Raw genomic sequence first — 20,168 nt, forward strand, 5'->3', positions numbered from 1 at the left:
GGACGAGGCACACGCATGGCGATCTACGGCATCGGTACCGACATCGTGCAGGTGAGCCGCGTGGCCGCGGTGATGACTCGCACCAACGGCCGGTTCGCCGAGAAGGTGCTCGGTCCCGACGAACTGCGTGTCTATCACGCGCGCCAGGCTCGTTCGGCGGCGCGCGGTCTCGCGTTTCTGGCGACGCGTTTCTCGGCAAAAGAGGCATTCTCGAAGGCGATCGGCCTCGGCATGCATTGGCCGATGAGCTGGCGCGCGCTGCAGACGCTGAACAAGCCGAGCGGCGAGCCGATGGTGGTCGCGTCGGGCGAACTGGCCGACTGGCTCGACGCGCGCGGCATCACCGCGCGCGTGACGATCAGCGACGAGCGCGATTACGCGGTGTCGTTCGTGATCGCGGAGACGGGGCTGTCGGTAGGGCAGGAGGCGGCGGCAGGCGAGTCCGCGCTTCCAGCTTCGTCCGCGCCTCCGGCTTCGTTAGCGCAGACGGCTAGCGGACAAAACCCGAAGATAAAGCCCGAATAAAACGTTGAACGCGACCGTCACGGGTCGCGTTCGTCCTTGCCTCTGACTCCCTTCCAGCGGAATTCGATGAAAACCACACCCGGACCGGTGATGCTCGACGTGGTCGGCAAAACGCTGAATCGCGACGACAAACGACGCCTCGCTCACCCGATGACCGGTGGCGTGATCCTGTTCGCGCGCCACTACGAGAGCCGCGCGCAACTGGTCGCGCTGACCGACGCGATCCGCGCGATTCGCCCGGAGCTGCTGATCGCCGTCGATCACGAAGGCGGCCGCGTGCAGCGCTTTCGCACCGACGGCTTCACGGTGCTGCCGTCGATGGGCAAGCTCGGCGCGCTGTGGGATCGCGACGTGCTGCTCGCGACCAGGGTCGCGACCGCGGTCGGTTATATCCTCGCCGCTGAACTGCGCGCGTGCGGCATCGACATGAGCTTCACGCCCGTGCTCGATCTCGACTACGGTCACTCGCAGGTGATCGGCGATCGCGCGTTCCATCGCGATCCGCGCGTTGTCGCGCTGCTCGCGAAAAGTCTGAACCACGGTCTCGCACTGGCCGGCATGAGTAATTGCGGCAAGCATTTCCCGGGGCACGGCTTCGCGCAGGCGGACTCGCACGTCGCGATGCCGACCGACGAACGCCCGCTCGACGAAATCCTCGGCAACGACGTCGCGCCGTACGACTGGCTCGGTTTGTCGCTGGGCGCGGTGCTGCCGGCGCATGTCGTTTATCCGCAGGTCGACGCGAAGCCGGCCGGTTTTTCGCGCGTCTGGCTGCAGGACATCCTGCGCGGCAAGCTCGGCTTCGAAGGTGCGATTTTCAGCGACGATCTGTCGATGGAAGCGGCGCGTCAGGGCGGCACGCTGACCGAAGGCGCGGCGGCCGCGCTGGAAGCCGGCTGCGACATGGTGCTGATTTGCAATCAGCCGCACGAGGCGGAGAAGGTGCTCGATGCGCTGCGCTTTACGCCGTCGAAGGAATCGCGGCGGCGTCTGAAGCGGATGCGGCCGCAGGGCAAGGCGCTGACGTGGGGCAAGCTGATGGCCGAGCCGCGGTATGTGGACGCGCAGGCGCTGGTGAAGAGTACGTTTGCATAACCGACTGCGGTGAGCGGTTTGCAAGGGCGATCCGCGTGAGCGGCTTGCCGACGCGGCTGCGCTGAGCGATGTGCGCGATTATTTTTCGCGCGCGCCTGCGTTGGCCGCACATCGTGCAGCCGAACGGCGAGCACGAAAAAAATCGCGAAAAAATCCACAAAAATTCCGCGCAAAGAAAATGGCGCCTCGAAGCGATTCGAGGCGCCATTTTTTGTCTTCACGGTCGACTTGCCGCTGTCCTTCGCCGCCCTGGCTCCTACAACATGAGCCAACGGCGCGGGACCCGCTCCCCCTCAGTTCAAACGCATCCGCTGCAGCTTGTTGTACAGCGTCTTCGGGCTGATGCCGAGCAACGACGCCGCGCGATGCCGCGTCCCGCCGACCGCGTCGAGCGTCGCGCGAATCAGCATTTCCTCGACGTCCGCGAGCGGCGTGCCCACCGTCACCTGCACGCGGCTGCCGTTCAGATCGCGGCCGTTCGCGGTGCCCGCTTCGTCCGCGCGCAACGATTCGATGACGTCGCCCGACGACTGATACGCGCGCCGCACGCGCTCCTGCAATTCGCGCACGTTGCCCGGCCAGTCGTAAGCGAGACATTCGCGCAGGAAGTTCGGCCCCGCCTGCTTCGCGACCTCGGTCGTGCCGCGCGCGGCCGCTTCGAGATTCATTTCATCGACGACCGCCTGCGCGATCAGCACCGGATCGTCACCGCGCTCGCGCAGCGGCGGCAGTGTGACGGCCGCCGCTTCGAGGCGCAGCGCGAGATCCGGATGAAGGCTGCCTTCCGCGACCGCCGCGCGCGGGGATTTGCGCGTCGACGCGACCAGCCGGAAGTCGGTGACGACCTGATTGGTGCCGCCCACGCGCATGAAGGTCTGCGAATCGAGCGCGCGGAGCAGCGCTTCCTGCTGCGCGCGCGGCAACTCGCAGATCTCGTTGATGAACAGCGTGCCGCCGCTCGCCTGCTCGAACAGGCCCGGCTCACGCTGCTCGGCGCCGCCGAACGCACCGCGTTCGTGACCGAACATCACGCTGTCGAGCGAACGATTGAGCGCGGCGACGGCTGCGCTACGGCAATCGAACGTCACGAACGGACCCTTGCGACGCCGGCTCATATCGTGCAGCGTGCGCGCGGCAAACTGCTTGCCGGTGCCGGCCTCGCCCCAGATCAGCACGGACGCTTCGGTCGGCGCAAGATGCTCGATCGTGTCGTACACGTGCTGGATCGCGCCGCTGCGGCCCAGCATCGAACCGAAGCGGCCGAGCTGGCGCAGCGACGCGCGCAGCGTCTGCACTTCCTCGGTCAGCTCGTACGGCCGCGGGATGCGCGCGAGCAGGCTGCGCAGGCGCGGGATGTTGACCGGTTTCAGCAGATAGTCCCAGATGCCGTGCCGCAACCCTTCGATCGCGCTCTCGACGGTCGCGTTACCGGTCATCACGATCACCGGCAGCGCGCCGCCCGGCGGATGCGCGGGCAGATGCTGCAACAGATCGAGGCCGCTGCCGTCCGGCAGGTTCAGGTCGACCAGCACGACGTCGGGAATGAAGCGCGTCAGCGCTGCGCGGGCTTCGGCGAGGGTGGTCGCGGTGTCGACGGAAAAGCCGTCGGCGGCGAGGATCGCGGACAGTCCGGACAGGCTATTGGGATCGTCTTCAACTATCAGTGCGTGTGGCATAGCGAGCGCAATTTTATGAATGGATGAAATACCCGGTACGCAGTTGAGGCGGATGGCGCAGAGCGGGCTCGGGCGGGCTCGACGACAGGGCGGTACGAATGGTCCTGAACGACTGGAGCGATGGAATCGCTGCGCGCCGCACCGGAAGTCGCGAGGCGGGCACTTGTAGTTCCTGCATCGGCTCTGTCAGATATCCCGGTTGCTATCGAAAAACCGACGAACCTCCTGTTCGGCCTGTTCGCGGGTCTTGCCATAGCGTTCCTGGATCAGGCCGGCGAGCTTGTCGGCGCGGCCTTCGGCCTTGGTCAGTTCGTCGTCCGTCAGCTCGCCCCATGCGGTCTTCGCCTTGCCGACCATCTGCTTCCACTTGCCTTCGGCGATGTCGTTGTTCATGGTGCCTCCCGAGTTGAAAAAATAAGCGATGCGGGTTTCTTCTCGGATAAGCAGAGTTCGTGCCAAAAATATTTGCTCAGGCGTATCAATGACTTGGCCAACGCAGAACGCGAAATTAGCGCGCTGCGATGGCAATTTTTGAGAGTGCCCCGGTAAAGTTTTCCTAAACCATACACAAAGGGACAGAAAAGAAAAAGCGCCCAAAATTGAGCGCTTTTTGTGCAGGCCGGCAGGGTGCCGACGCTGGCGAGGGTGCTGCGGGCAGGCGCTTAGGCGCGGCTGCGGTACTCGTGCGTACGGGTGTCGATTTCGATCTTGTCGCCGATGTTGCAGAAGAGCGGCACTTGCAGTTCGAAGCCGGTGGTCAGCTTGGCGTTCTTCAGGACCTTGCCCGACGACGTATCGCCCTTGACAGCCGGTTCCGTGTAGATGATTTCGCGAACCAGCGTGGTCGGCAGTTCGACCGAGATCGCCTTCTCGTTGTAGAACACGACTTCGCAAGCCATGCCGTCTTCGAGGTAGTGCAGCGCGTCGCCCATCATTTCGGCTTCGACTTCGTACTGGTTGTAGTCGGCGTCCATGAACACGTACATCGGGTCGGCGAAGTACGAGTAGGTCACTTCCTTGCGCTCGAGCACGACGACGTCGAACTTGTCGTCTGCCTTGTACACGGTTTCCATGCCTGCGCCGGTCAGCAGGTTCTTGAACTTCATCTTGACGACGGCGGAGTTACGGCCCGATTTGTTGTATTCGGCCTTTTGCACGACCATTGCGTCTGCGCCGATCATCACGACGTTGCCGGTGCGGAGTTCCTGTGCGGTCTTCATAAAACTGTCCTGTACGAGATAAATAGCTAACTGTTGCTCAACGGCATACGGCGCAAACGGCTTCGGCGTTTCGCTCACCGCCTGCTGGCACCGCGTTGAAGCGGCGACGCTGCGTGGATGCGTGAAACGGGGCCGGTTCGCGGAGGAGACCTGCGGCAGGGCTGCTGACGCAACCCGGAGTGCCCGGCATTCCACCTGTCCGTTACCTGATTTTTACCCTTGCGGGCGTGTACACGAGTGGCGCCGATCCGCAAACATACGTCCCTTTTTTGACATTCGCGTGCCAGCCCGGAGGTTGGGGCGCGCGCTGCGTTTTCCACTGGGGACCGGCCAGCCAGACTGGCCATGATGCGTTGCCGAGGATCGGGCCGCGCTTGCGTCGTCGGCCGTTGGATAACCGCTTATTTTAACTGAGTTTTTACGAATGAGGTCAGATTTCCGGCGAGATCGCCGACTTGCGCGAGTTCGATCGCCCACGCGGCAGCGCGCCGTTGCAGCGCCGGATAATGATGCTGGAATTCCGCCCAGTCCGGCTGGCCCGTGCCATTCCAGGCGTGCCAGAAGCGTTCGAGCGCGCCGCGCGCGGCGGCGGGTAGCGTGCGCGTGTAGTGCGCGAGCGCGGCGTCGAGCTTCGGCAGATGGGCGTCGTCGGCTTGCGGGTAGATATGCCAGACGAACGGCTTCGCGGCCCATTGAGCGCGCACGAACGAGTCCTCGCCGCGCACGAAATTGATGTCGCTGGCCCACAGCAGCGCGTCGTAGCCGGGTTGTTCGGTGAAGGCGAGGGCGTGAGCGGTCAGGTTGCCGCGCGTCGCGTGGGCGCCCGCGGTGAATGACTGCATGCCGAAAAAGCGCGCGAGCGCGCCGGAAATGCGGCCTTCGGGTGCGAGCAGCACGATCGGGCTCGCGCTGTCGCGCCATTGTTCGAGCAGGCTGTCGACGGCTGGGTTTTCGTACGCGAACAGCGACACGACGGTCGCGTCGGCGGGCGGCGGCGCGTGGCCGGTGGTGCGTTGCCACCAGTCGGCGCGCGCTGCCGGCGATGCTTCGAAGGCGGCGCGCGCCGCGTCCAGGCCGCGTTCCTTCAGCACGCCGCCGGTGCCGGGGCCGAGTCCGGGGAAGAAGAACGTCTTGCTGAGCGCGTAGCGCGGGTGCGGCGAGGGTCGTAGATGGAAATCGGCGACCCAGTCTTCGGCGCTCAGATATTCGAGGTTGAGCCACAGCGGCGCGCGGGCGCGTTCGGCCATCGCTGCGACATACACGGGCGGCAGTTCGCAGGCGAACGCCTCGATCACGACGTCGGCGACTTCGAGCGTTTCGCCGGCGTGGGCCGGCTCGTGCCAATGCTCGATGACGATGCCGTCGAGCGTCTGCCGCGCGCGGTCGGTCGCGAGTGCCGGGCACAGTTTCCGGAACGCGTGCAGATCGTCGACGAACACGCGCACCTGCCAGCCGGATTCGCTCGCCAGCTGGCGAGCGAGACGCCAGCACACGCCGATGTCGCCGAAGTTGTCGATGACCGCGCAGAAGATATCGCAGGCGATCGGATCGGCAGGTGCGGCGGGTGATACGGAATCGGGCGGGGTGGAGGACATGGCGGCTCGGAAGGTTCGCGGACTCCGGCGACGCGCAGCGGGTTCGAACGAACGCGGAATGTTCTAAACTGGCGATTCTAAAGCCTCGCTCGCGATTGCGCGCGGCGGCTTTGCCGGTGCGCTTTGCCGGTGTTGTTCGGGCCGCGAAGCGCATCGCGCGCCGTGCGATGTCGCAGCCAGCGCCGAACGCGAGAACGGCAACGCAACATCGACGAAGCGACAATGCAACAACGCTAAAGCAACGCCAAAGCAACGCCAAAGCAACGCCAAAGCAACAACGAAAACGAGACAACGCGACAATCGCGCGAGACCGTCCCACCCAATCGACCCCGCATGACCGAATCCGCAGCAACCGACGCCCCCGACGCTTTCGAGCCCAAAAAAGTGCTCGCCCAACTGCCGCATCTGCCCGGCGTCTACCGCTATTACGACACGAGCGGCACGGTGCTCTATGTGGGCAAGGCGCGTGATCTGAAAAAACGCGTCTCGAGCTACTTCACGAAGACGCAGCTGTCGCCACGCATCGCGATGATGGTCACACGCATCGCACGCATCGAGACGACGGTCACGCGCTCGGAGGCCGAGGCGCTGCTGCTCGAAAACAATCTGATCAAGGCGCTCGCGCCGCGTTACAACATCCTGTTTCGCGACGACAAGTCGTACCCGTATCTGAAGCTGACCGGCCACAAGTTTCCGCGCATGGCTTATTACCGCGGCTCGGTCGATCGCAAGAACCAGTACTTCGGGCCGTTCCCGAGCGCGTGGGCGGTGCGCGAGAGCATCCAGATCCTGCAGCGCGTGTTCCAGCTGCGCACCTGTGAAGACTCGGTGTTCAACAACCGTACACGGCCATGTCTGCTGCATCAGATCGGCCGCTGCACGGCGCCGTGCGTCGCCAACATCAGCGAAGAGGATTACGCGCGCGACGTCGCCAACGCGTCGCGCTTTCTGCTCGGCCGCCAGGGCGAGGTGATGAAGGAACTCGAGCAGAAGATGCATGCGTTCGCGAGCGAGCTGAAGTTCGAACAGGCCGCGGCGGTGCGCAATCAGATGAGTTCGCTGTCGACGGTGCTGCATCAGCAGGCGATTGAAGTCGGCAGCGATAGCGACGTCGACATTCTCGCGGTGGTCGCGCTGGGCGGGCGCGTGTGCGTGAATCTCGCGATGGTGCGCGGCGGCCGGCATCTCGGCGACAAGGCGTATTTCCCGACCCACGTGGAGAGCGCGTTGACCGCGGAAGAGGGTGGGTTGCAGGACGACGAGGGTGAAGGTGGGGACGCGCCGGCCGACGCGGCTGCGCCAGCTTCGCGAGCCGATGCTGTTGTCACCGATGCGGCGCGCGCGGTTGTGGCGGTTGACGCCGACGCGCTCGCGATCGCGCGGGCCATGCCGTCGGAAGATGAAGACACGGATGGTGACGAAGCAGAGTCGGATGCAGACCTGGACGCAACCGGACAGGCCGGCGAAGAAACAGACGACACGGAAGAAACCGAAGAAGCCACAGCCGCCGAAGAAGCCGACGACGGAACAGTCGACGAATCCGACGCCACCCCCCCCACCGCAAAGCGCCGCAAAGGCCGCGCGTCCGGCGGCATCGAAGCCGAAGTGCTGGAAGCCTTCGTCGCCCAGCATTACCTCGGCAATCGTGTGCCGCCGGTGCTGGTGGTGAGCCACGCGCCGGCGCGTGAACTCGTCGACGTGTTGATCGAACAGGCCGGTCACAAGGTGACCGTGCTGCGTCAGCCGCAAGGCCAACGACGCGCGTGGCTCGCGATGGCCGAGCAGAACGCGCGGCTCGCGCTCGCCCGGCTGCTGTCGGAGCAGGGCTCGCAGCAGGCGCGCACGCGCGCGCTGACCGACACGCTTGGCATGGAATGCGACGACCTCGCGCATCTGCGTATCGAGTGCTTCGACATCAGTCACACGATGGGCGAAGCGACCCAGGCGTCGTGCGTCGTGTATCACCATCACAAGATGCAGTCGTCCGAGTACCGCCGCTACAACATCACCGGCATCACGCCCGGCGACGATTACGCGGCGATGCGCCAGGTGCTGACGCGCCGCTACGAGAAGATGGTCGCGCAGGCCGCCGCGAATGCGAGCGACAAAGCCGCCGAATCGCCGGGCGACGCGCTCGCGGAGCCGTTGCCCGGCGCCGATGCCGATGCCGCCGAGCCGGCCGCGGCGGGCGGCGTGTTGCCGACCATCGTGCTGATCGACGGCGGCAAGGGGCAGGTGGAAATCGCGCGCCAGGTGTTCACCGAACTCGGGCTCGATACCGGCATGCTGGTCGGCGTCGCGAAGGGCGAGGGGCGCAAGGTTGGGCTCGAAACGCTGATTTTCGCCGACGGCCGCACGCCGCTCGAGCTCGGCAAGGAAAGCGCCGCGCTGATGCTGGTCGCGCAGATCCGTGATGAAGCGCACCGTTTCGCGATCACCGGCATGCGCGCGAAACGCGGCAAGACGCGTCAGACCTCGCGGCTCGAGGAACTCGAGGGCGTCGGCGCGAAGCGGCGTCAACGGTTGCTGGCGCGCTTCGGCGGCTTGCGTGGCGTGGTGGCCGCGAGCGTCGAGGACCTTGCGAGCGTCGAGGGTATTTCGCAGGCGCTGGCCGAGCAGATCTACCGGCAACTGCATTGATGCTGGATTGGCCGCGCGGTATGAAGCGTTCCGCGCGAAGGTCGTGAATTGCCCGGCGCGTGCCGAGGCGGGCTTGCCGTCCGCCGCGTAACGTCAGCCGGGCGTGATCCGCCTGCTTTCATCGCCGTGCCGGCTTGCTTGTGGCAGGCCTTGTGACACGGCACAATTGCAACTCACTCGTCAGACGCTGCGCCTGCCCCCATGCCGTTTAATTTTCCGATATTCCTGACCTGGCTGCGGATCGTGCTGATTCCGCTCGTCGTCGGCGTGTTCTATCTGCCCGACATGATGATGAGTCCCGCGCACCGCAATCTCGCGGCCGCGACGATCTTCATCCTGGCCGCGCTCACCGACTGGTTCGATGGCTTTCTCGCCCGCAAATGGAATCAGACCTCCGCGTTCGGCGCGTTTCTCGATCCGGTCGCCGACAAGCTGATGGTGACGGCCGCGTTGCTCGTCCTCGTGCAACTCACGCGCATCGATTCGGCGATCGCGCTGGTGATCGTCGGACGCGAAATCGCCATCTCGGCGCTGCGCGAATGGATGGCGCAGATCGGCGCATCGAAGAGCGTCGCGGTCAATTCGCTCGGCAAGTTCAAGACCGCGTGCCAGATGGTCGCGATTCCGATGCTGCTGTTCTATGGCCCGCTGCCGCTCGGTGGCCACTTCACGGTCGACACGCGCGTGTGGGGTCTGTGGCTGATCTATCTCGCCGCGTTCCTGACGATCTGGTCGATGCTGTACTACATGAAGCTCGCGTGGCCGCAGATTCGCGAGCGCGGCGGCATCGCGTAACGACGTGAATGACGATGCGCGGGGGCGCGCAAAAGTATGTTCGAACCCCGCGCAAGAACGAGTGAAATATTTTCTGTAAAAGAGATGGGCAAAAGGGGTTGACACGTTTCAGTCGGTTCTCCATAATCTCGTTTCTCCGATGCACGCAACGCGAAACACCGGAGACGCAGTAAGGCAGTAGCAGTAAATGCAGCACAACGCGGGAGTAGCTCAGTTGGTAGAGCGCAACCTTGCCAAGGTTGAGGTCGCGAGTTCGAGCCTCGTCTCCCGCTCCAGTTTTTGAAGCAGCGCGTTGTTTGGTGAAGTACAAAATGCAGCGCGATGTGAAGTAGTTGAATGCGGGAGTAGCTCAGTTGGTAGAGCGCAACCTTGCCAAGGTTGAGGTCGCGAGTTCGAGCCTCGTCTCCCGCTCCATACATCAGGGGAAGCAACGCTTCCCTTTTTGTTTGGAAGGCCGGTCGTTCTGAATTTTCCAGAGCTTCGGTTCTTCTGGTGACCGCCAGATAAATCTGCGAACCTGTGTCTGGGTTCCAGTCCGCTTGTGGCGCGATAGCAAAGCGGTTATGCAGCGGCCTGCAAAGCCGTTTAGGCCGGTTCGACTCCGGCTCGCGCCTCCAGTATTTGATGTAGAGAAAAGCCCCGCACTGTCGGGGCTTTTCTTTTTTCCGCGCGATTTTTTTCTAAAGCGGATCAGAAGTCGATGGCGGATCACGCGAGTGACGCGTCGCATCCAAGGCGAGCGATAAAATCGCAGCATCTCCATCGCCAGTTCCCATCAAAGCCGCATGTATTTCCAACTCACCGGCACCCACATCCGCCTGCTTGGCTCGATGCATCTGTTTCCCGCGACGAGTCGTCGAACGCCGCCGTGGATCGCCGAAGCCTACGACTGGGCCGACGCGCTGGTATTCGAGTCCGACCCGGCGACGATCCTGCCGTATCTGAAAGCCGTCGCGCAACCGGGTGCCGCGCTGCTACGCCCCCTGATGCGCGACGACGCCTGGACGCAGTTGCAGGCGCTTTGGCCCGTCGACGGTCCGCTGGCGCCTCTCGAAGCGCTACGGCCGTGGGCCGCGTTGGTCGTTGCGCCGACGCTGTTGCAGCAGGTCGTCGAAGGTGTCGAGCCGCGCATGCTGCGTTCGGCGAATGCGCAAGCCAAGCCCTATCGATATCTTGAGACCGCGCAGGACGTGGCGGAGGCGCTCGAATCGATTCCGCTCGAAGCGCTCGCCGCCGCGCTCGATCTGCTGATGGCCGATCGCGGCGAGCCGCAACGCACACTCGAACGGATGCACGCGGCGTGGCTCGACGGCGATCTGCAGGCGCTGCAGCGCATCGCGGTCGAATCGCCGGCGTTCAATCTGCCCGGGATTCGCCGCGCGATCCTCGATCTGCGCAATCGCGTGTGGGCTGAGCGTGTCGGCGAATGGTCCGACGCGAGTGAGCGCACGCTGGTCGTCGTCGGTGCGTTGCATCTGTGCGGTCCCGGCAATCTGCTCGACTGTCTCGGGCGACCGGTGACGGCGGTGTTCTGAGCGCGAGCGCTGCCGTGCTCGACGCAGCCGCGCGACGCCTCGATCGAGGCCAGGCAGTTTTCGCCATTTCCATGCCCGCGAACGCCGCTATACACTAACCGCTGATAACTTCGATCACCCGACGTTTCGCGAGACCCTCCCATGCTTGTCCCACCGACGCCCAGCAACGAAAGCGCCCGCCTCGACGGATTGCAGGCGCTGCGTATCCTCGACACGTCGCCGGAAGAGCGCTTCGATCGTTTGACCCGACTCGCGCGGCGGCTTTTTGGCGTGCCGATTGCCGTCGTGAGTCTCATCGATGCGAACCGGCAGTGGTTCAAATCGTGCATGGGGCTGGATGCGAGCGAGACCTCGCGCGACGTGTCGTTCTGCGCGCACGCGATTCTCGGCGACGACATTCTGATGGTGCCCGACACGCTCGCCGACGAGCGCTTTCACGACAACCCGTTCGTCACCGACGAGCCGAAAATCCGCTTCTACGCAGGCTGTCCGTTGACGGTCACGAATGGCAGCAAGGTCGGCACGCTGTGCCTGATCGATACGAAACCGCGCCTGCTCGATCCCGAGGACCGCGCATTGCTGCGCGATCTCGCAGGCATGGCCGAACAGGAACTCGCGGCGATCCAGCTCGCGACGCTCGACGAACTCACGCAGCTGTCGAACCGGCGCGGCTTCGAAGTGCTTGCGCAGCATGCGCTGGGTGTCTGCAAGCGGATGGATAAACCGGCGTCGCTGCTGTTCTTCGATCTGAACGACTTCAAGCAGATTAACGACACGCTGGGGCACGCGGAGGGCGACCGCGCGTTGCAGTCCTTCGCCGAGGTGTTGCGCACCGCGCTGCGCGAGAGCGACGTGATCGGGCGGCTCGGCGGCGACGAATTCGTCGTGCTGCTGACCGGCGCGAGCAGTCTGGAGACGCACGAGGTAACGCAGCGTCTCGCGCATCTGCTCGATGCGCGCAATGCCGAGCAACTGCGCGGTTATCAGATTCGCTTCAGCGTCGGGCACGTGTCGTACGAACCGGCGCGGCACGACACGATCGCCGAACTGCTCGCGGCGGCCGACGCGGCGATGTACAGCCACAAGCAGGCATCGAAGGCGCGCGCCGCGCAGCGCCGGTGAGTGGTGTTGCATTGGGGCGCTGCATGGGTCGCTGAACGACGCGCTCGTGAAGCGATCGATGCTTCGCTCAAACACAACCTGAACAGCGCAGATGCAACGGCAAACACAGCGCAAACACAGCGCCACGCGATAGCTTGCCGCCTGCGCGCGCGGCATAATTACAGACCGTTGCCCACGCGCGTTGCGCATTTTTTCCGAAAGCCACCGATGACTGATTCTCAGCACACCGCCGCCGCGCGGCTCGCCCAACTCGAATGGCGCTGGAAGCCGTTCGTCGACCTTTCGAGCTTCGAAGTCTATGACATGCTGGCCGCGCGTAGCGCGGTGTTCGTTATCGAACAGAACTGCCTGTATGGCGATATCGATGGGCTCGACGTGCAGGCCTGGCATCTTCTCGCGTATGGCGCGGGCGAAAATGCCGCGCTGCCGCCGCTCGCCGGCTATCTGCGCGTGCTGTTGCCGGACGCGGAGGATACGGACGTGCGGATTGGCCGGGTGCTGACGACCGCGCCGTTTCGCGGCATCGGTCTGGGCAACGCGATGCTCGCGCGCGCGATCGCGCAGATCCGCGAGCAGTGGCCCGCTACGCCGATCCGTCTGCACGCGCAGGCGCATCTGCAGGGATTCTATGGCGCGTTCGGTTTCGAGCCGGTCGGCGAGATTCACGACGAGGACGGCATCCCGCACGTGTGGATGCGTTCGCTCTGAGCGAACGGATGGGGCAGCGGAGGAGGCGGCTTTTCGCACGCGCATGTTCGCGTGCGCGCATGTCGATACACGTGAACGAAGCGCCGTTTATCAGCGCTTCGAAGCGGGCATAGCCTTCGCGAGGCATTCGCTCTGTCGCGCTTGCCGGCGTGTCGTCTGCCGCATTACGCCTGCACCACGCCGTTCAGCCGCGTTTTAAATCTGGCGTTCGTCGGTCGTCGCTTACCGATGCCCACGCGCAGTCGTCGAAGACGACGCAGGCGCGATCCCGCGCGCCGCTTTCGTGCGTCGCTCGGCCCGCAAGCGTCCGCGTGCCGACAGTCGCATCCAGTGGCGCAGCGCGATCAGCGCGCCGATCACGCTCATCATCGAACCCGGAATCCACAGCAGCAGCCCGCCGATCTGTTGATCGCGCATCGGGCTCAGCCACGTGAACGCGCGCCCGCAGATCGAATAGATCGGATACAGCTCGTGCGGCGTGAAGAAGATGAACGCGCCAAGGATGATCTGTGGCGGGATCGCGGCGATTACCACCAGCACGCGCTTGCCCGGCGACAGACGCGCGGGCGGCGCGGGGCGCGGATCGAGCACGAGCCACCAGAACAGCAGACCGTCGATCACCATGCTCCAGTTCATCACGCGATAGAGCCGCCAGTCGAGCATCGCGACGAAGTGAATCGGCGACATCAACCAGAAGTAGATCAGCCCGACGAACAGCGTGACCGCGACGACCGGATGCATGACGACGTCGAGCACCTTGCGCACGAGCGGCATCTGCAGCGCGGGCCGCACGAAGCGCTGCCGCCAGCGCAGCGGAATGCCGGCGCGCAGCGCCGCGCCCGGATACGACAGCGCGATGAAGAACGGCCCGAGGTGATGCAGCACCAGATGCTGCAGACGATGCATGAAGAACTCATGCTCGAAGAAATAATCGAGCCGCGTATGCAGCACCACGTACAGCGCGATCAGCCCGAACCAGAACGACAGTTGTCGCGCGAACGACAGCCGCGCCTTGCGCGCCCCGCGCACGAACAGGATCGCGGGGATCAGCAACGCGATCACGACGGTCGGCGAAAACTCCCAGGGATCGAGCCAGTAGAGCAGGTTCATGACGATCGGGATGTCGGTGGCGCGGGGTGTCGGGTACTTTGGGGTTACTTCGTTTGAGCCGGCGACTTGACCGCGAACGGTGTGGTCAGCGTTTCGCCGTCGGAGAACTTCAGCGTCAGATGCACGGTGTCGCCTGGCGCGACCTTGTGCTTCGCGTCCTCGAGCATCACGTGATAGCCGCCCGGCGCGATCGCGACCTGGCCGTGCGCGGGCACCGTCAGCTTGTCGACCATCACCATCTTCTGCGACGAGCCGTTCGAAACGGTCTGATGCAGCATCGCGTCACCGTAGTCGTCGCTCGAGATGTCGACGAGATCGACCGGTTTGTCGCTCGCATTGACGAGCGTCGCGTAGCCGGCCGCGGGCAGGTTGTTCGGCAGCCAGCGCACCCAGGCGTCCTTGACGCTGATTGCGTGGGCATCGGCCGCATGCGCAGCCGACGTAAAGCCGAGACCGAGCGACAGCGCGATTGTGCCGGCGAGGGAAGCGAACGTTTTGAGCTTGATCGTCATGATGGAATTGAAGTGAGAGGGACCGGAATCAGGATGAGGCATCGATAATGCGGCGCAGGTCCTGTGCGATCGCATCGGGCGTGTCGTGATCGGTGGCGAGCAGGCGTGCGCGGCCCCGGCTGTCGAACACGTAGACGGCGGAACTGTGCGTGACTTCGTAATTGCCGCGCGGGTCGCGTTTCTCCATCTGATAGGCCACGCGATAACGCTTGGCGAGCGACTCGATCTGCCGGTCGGTGCCGGTCAGTCCCTCGGCGTGCTGGGCGTCGAAGGCGCCGACGTAGTCGTGCAAAGCCTGTGGCGTGTCGCGCGCGGGATCGACGGTGATGAACAGGATATGCACTTTCTGCGCGTCGGGGCCGAGTTTGCCGAGCACCTGCATCAGGCGGCCCATCGTTTCAGGGCAGACGTCCGGGCAGTGCGTGTAGCCGAAGTAGACGAGCGACGCGCGGCCCTTGAAGTGATCGGCGGTGACGGGGCGGCCGTCGTCGGCGGTCAGCGTGAACGACAGGTCGGGCAGGTGACCGGTTACGTTGGTCAACTGCCACGGTTCGGCGTGCTGCGTGCAGCCGCTTAACGTGCCTAATGTGGCTAAGGTGCTTAATGCGGCAGTAAGCGCAACCAGCGTGCCGAGCGCCTTGCGTGCAGCAAACCGATGCGCAAAACCGTACGCGACCCGGCGTGCCAATCCTCGCGTGAACCGCCGCAGCCATGAGCGGCTGGCGTTCGATTGCGGGCGACGACGGGTCGTGAAGATCGGGAACAAAACAGGGTTCAATAACTCGATTGAAGAGCGGGCGATGCGATTGAGCGATAGCATGCAACGATGACCTCGGACGGTAACCATCCGCGTGGCAGCGACTGTAGCGCAATTTCGCCGCGCGCGTCGCTGAGCGCCCCGGGCGCGCGGTTTGCGGGGCAATTTGCCGCAGGCGGTCGAAAGCCGTCTGAAGTGCGATTGTTCTGTTTTTGAACGCAATCGGTGCGATGAGGCGAGCGCAGTGCCCGCCAGGCTTGAGGCCCGGCTTACTTTCTCGAAAAATTGATGGATGCGCGGTAAGATGCGCACACTTTTCCGGCCGCAGAAGGCTGAAAGGCGAACCCAGGCAATGCAAGCACTTCCGGCTGTTCTGTCTCCGAGCGAGACGGCATTTTTCTTCGATTTCGACGGCACGCTCGTCGAACTCGCGCCCACGCCGGACGGCGTGCTGGTGCAACCGCGCGTGATCGAGCTGCTGCGCGAGCTGCGCAGTCTGACGAATGGCGCGGTCGCGGTGGTGTCAGGGCGCGGCATCGACAGCATCGACAGTTTTCTCGGCATGCCCGATCTGCCGGTGGCTGGTCTGCACGGCGCCGAGCGCCGCGATGCGAACGGCGACACGCAGCGCGTCGGCTTTAACGACGAGCGGCTGCTGCGCATGGAGCAGGTGCTCGCGCAGGTCGTCAACGAACACCCGGGCATGCTGCTCGAGATCAAGGGCGCCGCGCTCGCGATGCACTATCGCAATGCGCCGGACCGCGAGCCGATCGCGCGCGAGGCGACCGAGCGGCTCGTCGCCGAGTATCCGGGCTCCTATGTGCTGCAGCCGGGCAAGATGGTCTATGAGATCAAACCGAAGGACGTCGACAAGGGCCGCGCCACGCGCGCGTTTCTCGACGAGTTGCCGTTCACCGGCCGCACACCGGTTTTTGCCGGCGACGATCTGACCGACGAGAAGGGCTTCGCGGTCGTCAACGAGCGCGGCGGCCTGTCGATCAAGGTCGGCGCGGGCGAGACGATGGCGCATACGCGTGTCGAATCGGTGAGCGCGCTGCTCGACTGGCTCGAGACGATTGTCGCGGCGGCGCGCGCCGCGTGATGCCGGTGCCGCATCGCTCAACGAAAACAACATACTGCATCGGGAATCGCGCTTCATGAGCCGACTGATCATTGTTTCGAACCGGGTTGCGCCGATCTCGGAGGGCGGCCCGGCGGCGGGCGGTCTGGCGGTCGGCGTGTACGACGCGCTGAAAGAGACCGGCGGCATGTGGTTCGGCTGGAGCGGCGACGTGCTGAGTTCGGGCCAGCCGCAGATCAAGGTCGAGGAACGGGGGCCCGTGACCTTCGCGACCGTGCCGCTGATGCGCCGCGATTACGATCAGTACTACCGCGGTTTCTCGAACGCGACGCTGTGGCCGGCGTTCCACTATCGCTCCGATCTGCTGCACTACGACCGGCATGACTTCGGCGGCTACTGCCGGGTGAACGCGTGGCTCGCGCAGCAACTCGTGCCGCTGCTGCGCGACGACGACGTGATCTGGGTGCACGACTATCACCTGATTCCGTTTGCGCAGGCGCTGCGGGCATCCGGCGTGAAGAATCGCATCGGCTTTTTCCTGCACATTCCGTTTCCGGCCTCGCAGGTGCTGCTGGCCGTGCCGCCGCATCGCGAACTCGTCGAGGCGCTGTGTTCGTTCGATCTGCTCGGCTTCCAGACGGGCCCCGATCTGCGCGCGTTCTGCGACTACATCGTCAACGAGGCGGGCGGCACGATCGAAGCGGCGACGAACGGCCCGCTCACCGTGCAGGCGTTCGGCCGCACGTTGCGAGCCGCCGCGTATCCGATTGGCGTCTATCCCGACGAGATCGCCGAGCTCGCGAAAGCGGGCGAGCGCGGCAAACCGGTGCGCACGATGAAGGCGACGCTGCATTCGCGCAAGCTGATCATGAGCGTCGACCGGCTCGATTATTCGAAGGGACTGGTCGAGCGGTTCCGCGCGTTCGAACGCCTGCTCGAACACACTGCCGCGTTGCGCAACAAGGTGTCGTTCCTGCAGATCGCACCGCCCACGCGCGCCGATCTGCACGCGTATCAGGACATCCGGCTGCAGCTCGAGAGCGAGTCGGGGCGTATCAATGGCCGCTTCGCCGAGCTCGACTGGACGCCGATTCTGTACATCCACAAGCAGTACGAGCGCTCGGTGCTGGCGGCGCTGTTCCGCACCGCGCACGTCGGTTACGTGACGCCGTTGCGCGACGGCATGAATCTCGTCGCGAAGGAGTACGTGTCGGCGCAGAATCCGGACGATCCGGGCGTGCTGGTGCTGTCGCGCTTTGCCGGCGCGGCGCAGGAGCTGGAGGGTGCGCTGATCGTCAATCCGGTCGATATCGACGGGATGGCCGAGGCGCTCGCGCAGGCGCTCGCGATGCCGCTCGTCGAGCGTCAGGCGCGCTATCGGGACATGATGGCGCAACTGCGCGAGAACAATGTGTCGGTCTGGCGCGATAACTTCATGCGCGATCTGCAGAACGTCGAGGGTGCGAAGGGCGTCCGAGCTGGTAAGGCGGCGGTCGCGCGGAAGCGGGCGGGGCGCGTGAGCGTGGCGGGTTAGGCCGCGTGGGTTAGGCCGTGTTAAAGGCGAAAGTAACAAGGCACAAAAAAGCCGCTCCATGGAGCGGCTTTTTCGCGGGTGCCGTGGCGGCGCGCCGGCAACCTATGGGGCCATAGGGCGCACAGCCCTGTAGGTCAGGCCACGTGCTGTTCGTCGATCTTCTTGCCGCCGATATGCAGCGTCTGGCCCTTGCCGTACTGCTTCGCGAGCAGGTCGCGATAGAGACCCGGGCGCTGGCGCAGTTCTTCCGGCGAGCCGTCGTCGATAACCTTGCCCGCGCTCATCACGATGATCCGGTCGAAGTTGTTCAGCGTCGACAGTCGGTGCGCGATCGCGATCACCGTGCGGCCGACCATCAGCCGGTCGAGCGCCTTCTGGATCGCTTCTTCCGACGCGCTGTCGAGCGCGGACGTGGCTTCGTCGAGCAGCAGGATGGGTGCGTTCTTCAGGATCGCGCGCGCGATCGCGATGCGCTGACGCTGACCGCCCGACAGCTTCACGCCGCGATCGCCGACGATCGTGTCGTAGCCTTCCGGCATTGCCTCGATAAAGTCCGAGCAGCGTGCCTCGCGCGCGGCGGCGAGCACTTCCTCGCGGCTCGCCTCGGGGCGGCCGTAGGCGATGTTCTCGTACACCGAGCGATGGAACAGCGAGATATCTTGCGGCACCAGCGCGATGGTATGGCGCAGGCTGTCCTGCGTGATCGACGCGATGTCCTGGCCGTCAATCCTGATCGCGCCGCCCTGGGTTTCGTAGAAACGCTGCAGCAGCGCGAGCACCGTCGATTTGCCGGCGCCCGATTTGCCGATCAGGCCGACGCGCTGACCGGGTTCGATATTCAGGTCGAAGTGATCGAGAATCGCGCGGCGGCGCGGATAGGCGAAGGTGACGCTTTCGAACGTGACGCGGCCGCCTTGCGGCACGAGTTCGGTCGCGTCGTCGCGATCGGGCATGCCGTGCGGTTCGAGCAGCGTGCGCACCGCTTCCGCGAGTCGCGCGACGTGCTGCGTGACGTCGACGAGCGCAACGGCGAGATCGCGCGTGCCGTGCAGGATCGTGAAGCCGAGCGAGCTGACGAGCACGATGTCGCCGGAGGTTGCGCGACCCTGGTCCCACAGCCACAGCGCCCAGCCGAGCAAACCGGCCGACAGCAGCGCGGTGATCACCGCGTGCAGCAGCCGCAGCTTCTCCAGATACAGAAGACTCTGTTGACGCGCATCCATCTCCGACTTGACCGTCGCGGCAAAGCGGTTCTGTTCGCGGAAGGTCATGCCGAACGCGCGCACGAGGCTCATGTTGCTGATCACGTCGACGAGCTCGCCGTCCACCGACGCCGCCTTGGTCGCGAACGTATGGTGGCGCGCGGAGCCGCGGCCCGCGAGCTTGTACAGCACCACCGACAGGATCGCCGAGCACAGCATCAGGCCGAGCGCCATCAACGGATTCACCGAAACGATCATCACGATCGCGCCGAGCACCGCGATGCAGGGCGGCAGCACGTTCCACGCGGTGGTGTTTTCGGCGGTATAGACGGCGTTCGAGGTGGCGGTGATCCGGCTGGCCAGCATGCCGGGCTGTTTTTCCGCGTAGTAGGTCGGCGAGTGGCCGCTCAGATACTGGAAGAGGTCGCGCCGCAGGTCGCCCGTCACGGCGACGAACGTGTGCGCGGCGACCCAGCCGCCAACCCGCCACAGCAGGTTGTCCGCAGCGATCAGGCCGACGAGGATCGCGAACGCTCCCCACAGCGGCCCGGGATGATGCCGGCCGCCGGCCAGCACGTCGATCAGATGCTTGATCGCGTATTGCGAAGCGAGCGCACAGCCCACGGCCGCGAACACGCTGCACAGCACGATCGCATGCGCGAGCGGATGGCGGCGGATAAAGCGGAAGAGAAACGCAAGCGGCCGGTGCGCATAGCTCGCGAGCTTTGCGTTCTGGGCGTTACGCTGGGCGATGGTCAAGTGTTCCAATTGAGCTGAGGTCGATGTGTTGCGGGTTGTGCATGCAATGCGCGGGCCACGCGGAAAAGCATGGCGCTCCGCGAAGCCGATGCTTCGCATTGTAAACATGCAAAGACGATTGCGCCCTGTGAATCCGGGCCTTTGGCGCGATTGATTCGCGATGGACTGCCGCGCTCCGCTCTGTCTCGACACGCCGGTTGCCCAACGGTTCACGCAGAAAGCGACAAATTTCGAGATATAATTACAGATTGCATTCAACTGTGCTGCGACAATTTTTCAATTGCTGCTGCAAAATTGATGTA

At 64.5% G+C, this 20,168-nt stretch carries 17 protein-coding genes and 3 tRNA genes; 12 read left to right on the forward strand and 8 right to left on the reverse strand.

Annotated features, from left to right (window positions below; all coding sequences use genetic code 11):
* The first annotated feature begins 15 nt into the window (after nucleotides 1-15).
* Both acpS and nagZ read left to right on the forward strand, forming a co-directional pair.
* The gene (acpS, locus tag HHL14_RS01755) at nucleotides 16-525 is read left to right on the forward strand and encodes a holo-ACP synthase (RefSeq protein ID WP_230412881.1); all 510 of its coding nucleotides are present in this window, start codon (nucleotides 16-18) and stop codon (nucleotides 523-525) included.
* A gap of 66 nt (nucleotides 526-591) precedes the next feature.
* The gene (gene nagZ / locus HHL14_RS01760) at nucleotides 592-1,620 is read left to right on the forward strand and encodes a beta-N-acetylhexosaminidase (protein WP_169495863.1); all 1,029 of its coding nucleotides are present in this window, start codon (nucleotides 592-594) and stop codon (nucleotides 1,618-1,620) included.
* A gap of 293 nt (nucleotides 1,621-1,913) precedes the next feature.
* Here the strand turns inward: nagZ and HHL14_RS01765 are convergent, their stop codons facing one another.
* From HHL14_RS01765 to earP, 4 genes are all read right to left on the reverse strand, one after another.
* Nucleotides 1,914-3,296 carry a sigma-54-dependent transcriptional regulator gene (locus tag HHL14_RS01765; protein ID WP_169495864.1) on the reverse strand — a complete coding sequence of 461 codons (1,383 nt, stop codon included), beginning with the start codon at nucleotides 3,294-3,296 and terminating at the stop codon, nucleotides 1,914-1,916.
* Nucleotides 3,297-3,482: 186 nt separating this feature from the next.
* Nucleotides 3,483-3,689 (reverse strand): CsbD family protein, encoded by a 207-nt coding sequence (locus HHL14_RS01770; protein WP_169495865.1) that lies wholly within the window; start codon nucleotides 3,687-3,689, stop codon nucleotides 3,483-3,485.
* Nucleotides 3,690-3,958: 269 nt separating this feature from the next.
* Complete coding sequence (gene efp, locus HHL14_RS01775; RefSeq protein ID WP_169495866.1) at nucleotides 3,959-4,516, reverse strand: elongation factor P; 558 nt, start codon at nucleotides 4,514-4,516, stop codon at nucleotides 3,959-3,961.
* 401 nt (nucleotides 4,517-4,917) lie between these two features.
* A complete protein-coding gene (gene earP / locus HHL14_RS01780; RefSeq protein WP_169495867.1) occupies nucleotides 4,918-6,111 on the reverse strand; it encodes an elongation factor P maturation arginine rhamnosyltransferase EarP in 1,194 nt (397 codons plus the stop codon).
* Nucleotides 6,112-6,444: 333 nt separating this feature from the next.
* On the opposite strand from earP, the gene uvrC reads away from it, so the two are divergent.
* The 8 genes from uvrC (at nucleotide 6,445) to HHL14_RS01820 (ending at nucleotide 12,911) form a co-directional block, all read left to right on the forward strand.
* The gene (gene uvrC / locus HHL14_RS01785) at nucleotides 6,445-8,751 is read left to right on the forward strand and encodes an excinuclease ABC subunit UvrC (RefSeq protein ID WP_169495868.1); all 2,307 of its coding nucleotides are present in this window, start codon (nucleotides 6,445-6,447) and stop codon (nucleotides 8,749-8,751) included.
* 201 nt (nucleotides 8,752-8,952) lie between these two features.
* On the forward strand, nucleotides 8,953-9,546 hold the full coding sequence (gene pgsA / locus HHL14_RS01790) for a CDP-diacylglycerol--glycerol-3-phosphate 3-phosphatidyltransferase (protein WP_169495869.1): 594 nt from the start codon (nucleotides 8,953-8,955) through the stop codon (nucleotides 9,544-9,546).
* Nucleotides 9,547-9,745: 199 nt separating this feature from the next.
* Nucleotides 9,746-9,821: transfer RNA gene (locus HHL14_RS01795), tRNA-Gly, on the forward strand.
* A gap of 63 nt (nucleotides 9,822-9,884) precedes the next feature.
* Nucleotides 9,885-9,960, forward strand: a tRNA-Gly gene (locus HHL14_RS01800).
* A 129-nt stretch (nucleotides 9,961-10,089) separates the two neighbouring features.
* Nucleotides 10,090-10,163 (forward strand) — tRNA-Cys (locus HHL14_RS01805).
* A gap of 168 nt (nucleotides 10,164-10,331) precedes the next feature.
* A complete protein-coding gene (locus tag HHL14_RS01810; protein WP_169495870.1) occupies nucleotides 10,332-11,081 on the forward strand; it encodes a TraB/GumN family protein in 750 nt (249 codons plus the stop codon).
* A 141-nt stretch (nucleotides 11,082-11,222) separates the two neighbouring features.
* On the forward strand, nucleotides 11,223-12,203 hold the full coding sequence (locus HHL14_RS01815; protein ID WP_169495871.1) for a GGDEF domain-containing protein: 981 nt from the start codon (nucleotides 11,223-11,225) through the stop codon (nucleotides 12,201-12,203).
* Between the two features lie 207 nt (nucleotides 12,204-12,410).
* Nucleotides 12,411-12,911 carry a GNAT family N-acetyltransferase gene (locus HHL14_RS01820; protein ID WP_169495872.1) on the forward strand — a complete coding sequence of 167 codons (501 nt, stop codon included), beginning with the start codon at nucleotides 12,411-12,413 and terminating at the stop codon, nucleotides 12,909-12,911.
* Between the two features lie 222 nt (nucleotides 12,912-13,133).
* On the opposite strand, the gene HHL14_RS01825 is transcribed toward HHL14_RS01820, so the two are convergent.
* From HHL14_RS01825 to HHL14_RS01835, 3 genes are read right to left on the reverse strand one after another with little or no spacing between them, the layout of a single operon-like run.
* Complete coding sequence (locus HHL14_RS01825) at nucleotides 13,134-14,021, reverse strand: cytochrome c oxidase assembly protein (RefSeq protein WP_169495873.1); 888 nt, start codon at nucleotides 14,019-14,021, stop codon at nucleotides 13,134-13,136.
* 44 nt (nucleotides 14,022-14,065) lie between these two features.
* Nucleotides 14,066-14,533, reverse strand: coding sequence for a copper chaperone PCu(A)C (locus HHL14_RS01830; protein ID WP_169495874.1), 468 nt, complete (start codon nucleotides 14,531-14,533; stop codon nucleotides 14,066-14,068).
* 28 nt (nucleotides 14,534-14,561) lie between these two features.
* Nucleotides 14,562-15,299: an SCO family protein gene (locus tag HHL14_RS01835; protein ID WP_407945259.1), complete on the reverse strand. Its 738-nt coding sequence runs from the start codon at nucleotides 15,297-15,299 to the stop codon at nucleotides 14,562-14,564.
* Between the two features lie 343 nt (nucleotides 15,300-15,642).
* On the opposite strand from HHL14_RS01835, the gene otsB reads away from it, so the two are divergent.
* Complete coding sequence (gene otsB, locus HHL14_RS01840; protein ID WP_169495875.1) at nucleotides 15,643-16,392, forward strand: trehalose-phosphatase; 750 nt, start codon at nucleotides 15,643-15,645, stop codon at nucleotides 16,390-16,392.
* Between the two features lie 55 nt (nucleotides 16,393-16,447).
* Nucleotides 16,448-17,905: an alpha,alpha-trehalose-phosphate synthase (UDP-forming) gene (gene otsA, locus HHL14_RS01845; protein WP_169495876.1), complete on the forward strand. Its 1,458-nt coding sequence runs from the start codon at nucleotides 16,448-16,450 to the stop codon at nucleotides 17,903-17,905.
* 134 nt (nucleotides 17,906-18,039) lie between these two features.
* Here the strand turns inward: otsA and HHL14_RS01850 are convergent, their stop codons facing one another.
* Entirely contained in the window at nucleotides 18,040-19,875 is a 1,836-nt protein-coding gene (locus HHL14_RS01850; protein ID WP_169495877.1) for an ABC transporter ATP-binding protein, read from the reverse strand.
* Nucleotides 19,876-20,168: the final 293 nt, after the last annotated feature.

Origin of the sequence: Paraburkholderia antibiotica (assembly GCF_012927125.1) — a bacterium.
Taxonomy (GTDB): Bacteria; Pseudomonadota; Gammaproteobacteria; order Burkholderiales; family Burkholderiaceae; genus Paraburkholderia; species Paraburkholderia antibiotica.

Bases quoted from the DNA above. Each gene is read 5' to 3' on its own strand.
- HHL14_RS01830 (WP_169495874.1), bottom strand. From the start codon at position 14,533: ATGACGATCAAGCTCAAAACGTTCGCTTCCCTCGCCGGCACAATCGCG.
- efp (WP_169495866.1), bottom strand. From the start codon at position 4,516: ATGAAGACCGCACAGGAACTCCGCACCGGCAACGTCGTGATGATCGGC.
- HHL14_RS01810 (WP_169495870.1), top strand. From the start codon at position 10,332: ATGTATTTCCAACTCACCGGCACCCACATCCGCCTGCTTGGCTCGATG.
- HHL14_RS01815 (WP_169495871.1), top strand. From the start codon at position 11,223: ATGCTTGTCCCACCGACGCCCAGCAACGAAAGCGCCCGCCTCGACGGA.
- uvrC (WP_169495868.1), top strand. From the start codon at position 6,445: ATGACCGAATCCGCAGCAACCGACGCCCCCGACGCTTTCGAGCCCAAA.
- nagZ (WP_169495863.1), top strand. From the start codon at position 592: ATGAAAACCACACCCGGACCGGTGATGCTCGACGTGGTCGGCAAAACG.
- otsB (WP_169495875.1), top strand. From the start codon at position 15,643: ATGCAAGCACTTCCGGCTGTTCTGTCTCCGAGCGAGACGGCATTTTTC.
- otsA (WP_169495876.1), top strand. From the start codon at position 16,448: ATGAGCCGACTGATCATTGTTTCGAACCGGGTTGCGCCGATCTCGGAG.
- HHL14_RS01820 (WP_169495872.1), top strand. From the start codon at position 12,411: ATGACTGATTCTCAGCACACCGCCGCCGCGCGGCTCGCCCAACTCGAA.
- HHL14_RS01765 (WP_169495864.1), bottom strand. From the start codon at position 3,296: ATGCCACACGCACTGATAGTTGAAGACGATCCCAATAGCCTGTCCGGA.
- pgsA (WP_169495869.1), top strand. From the start codon at position 8,953: ATGCCGTTTAATTTTCCGATATTCCTGACCTGGCTGCGGATCGTGCTG.
- HHL14_RS01770 (WP_169495865.1), bottom strand. From the start codon at position 3,689: ATGAACAACGACATCGCCGAAGGCAAGTGGAAGCAGATGGTCGGCAAG.
- earP (WP_169495867.1), bottom strand. From the start codon at position 6,111: ATGTCCTCCACCCCGCCCGATTCCGTATCACCCGCCGCACCTGCCGAT.
- acpS (WP_230412881.1), top strand. From the start codon at position 16: ATGGCGATCTACGGCATCGGTACCGACATCGTGCAGGTGAGCCGCGTG.
- HHL14_RS01825 (WP_169495873.1), bottom strand. From the start codon at position 14,021: ATGAACCTGCTCTACTGGCTCGATCCCTGGGAGTTTTCGCCGACCGTC.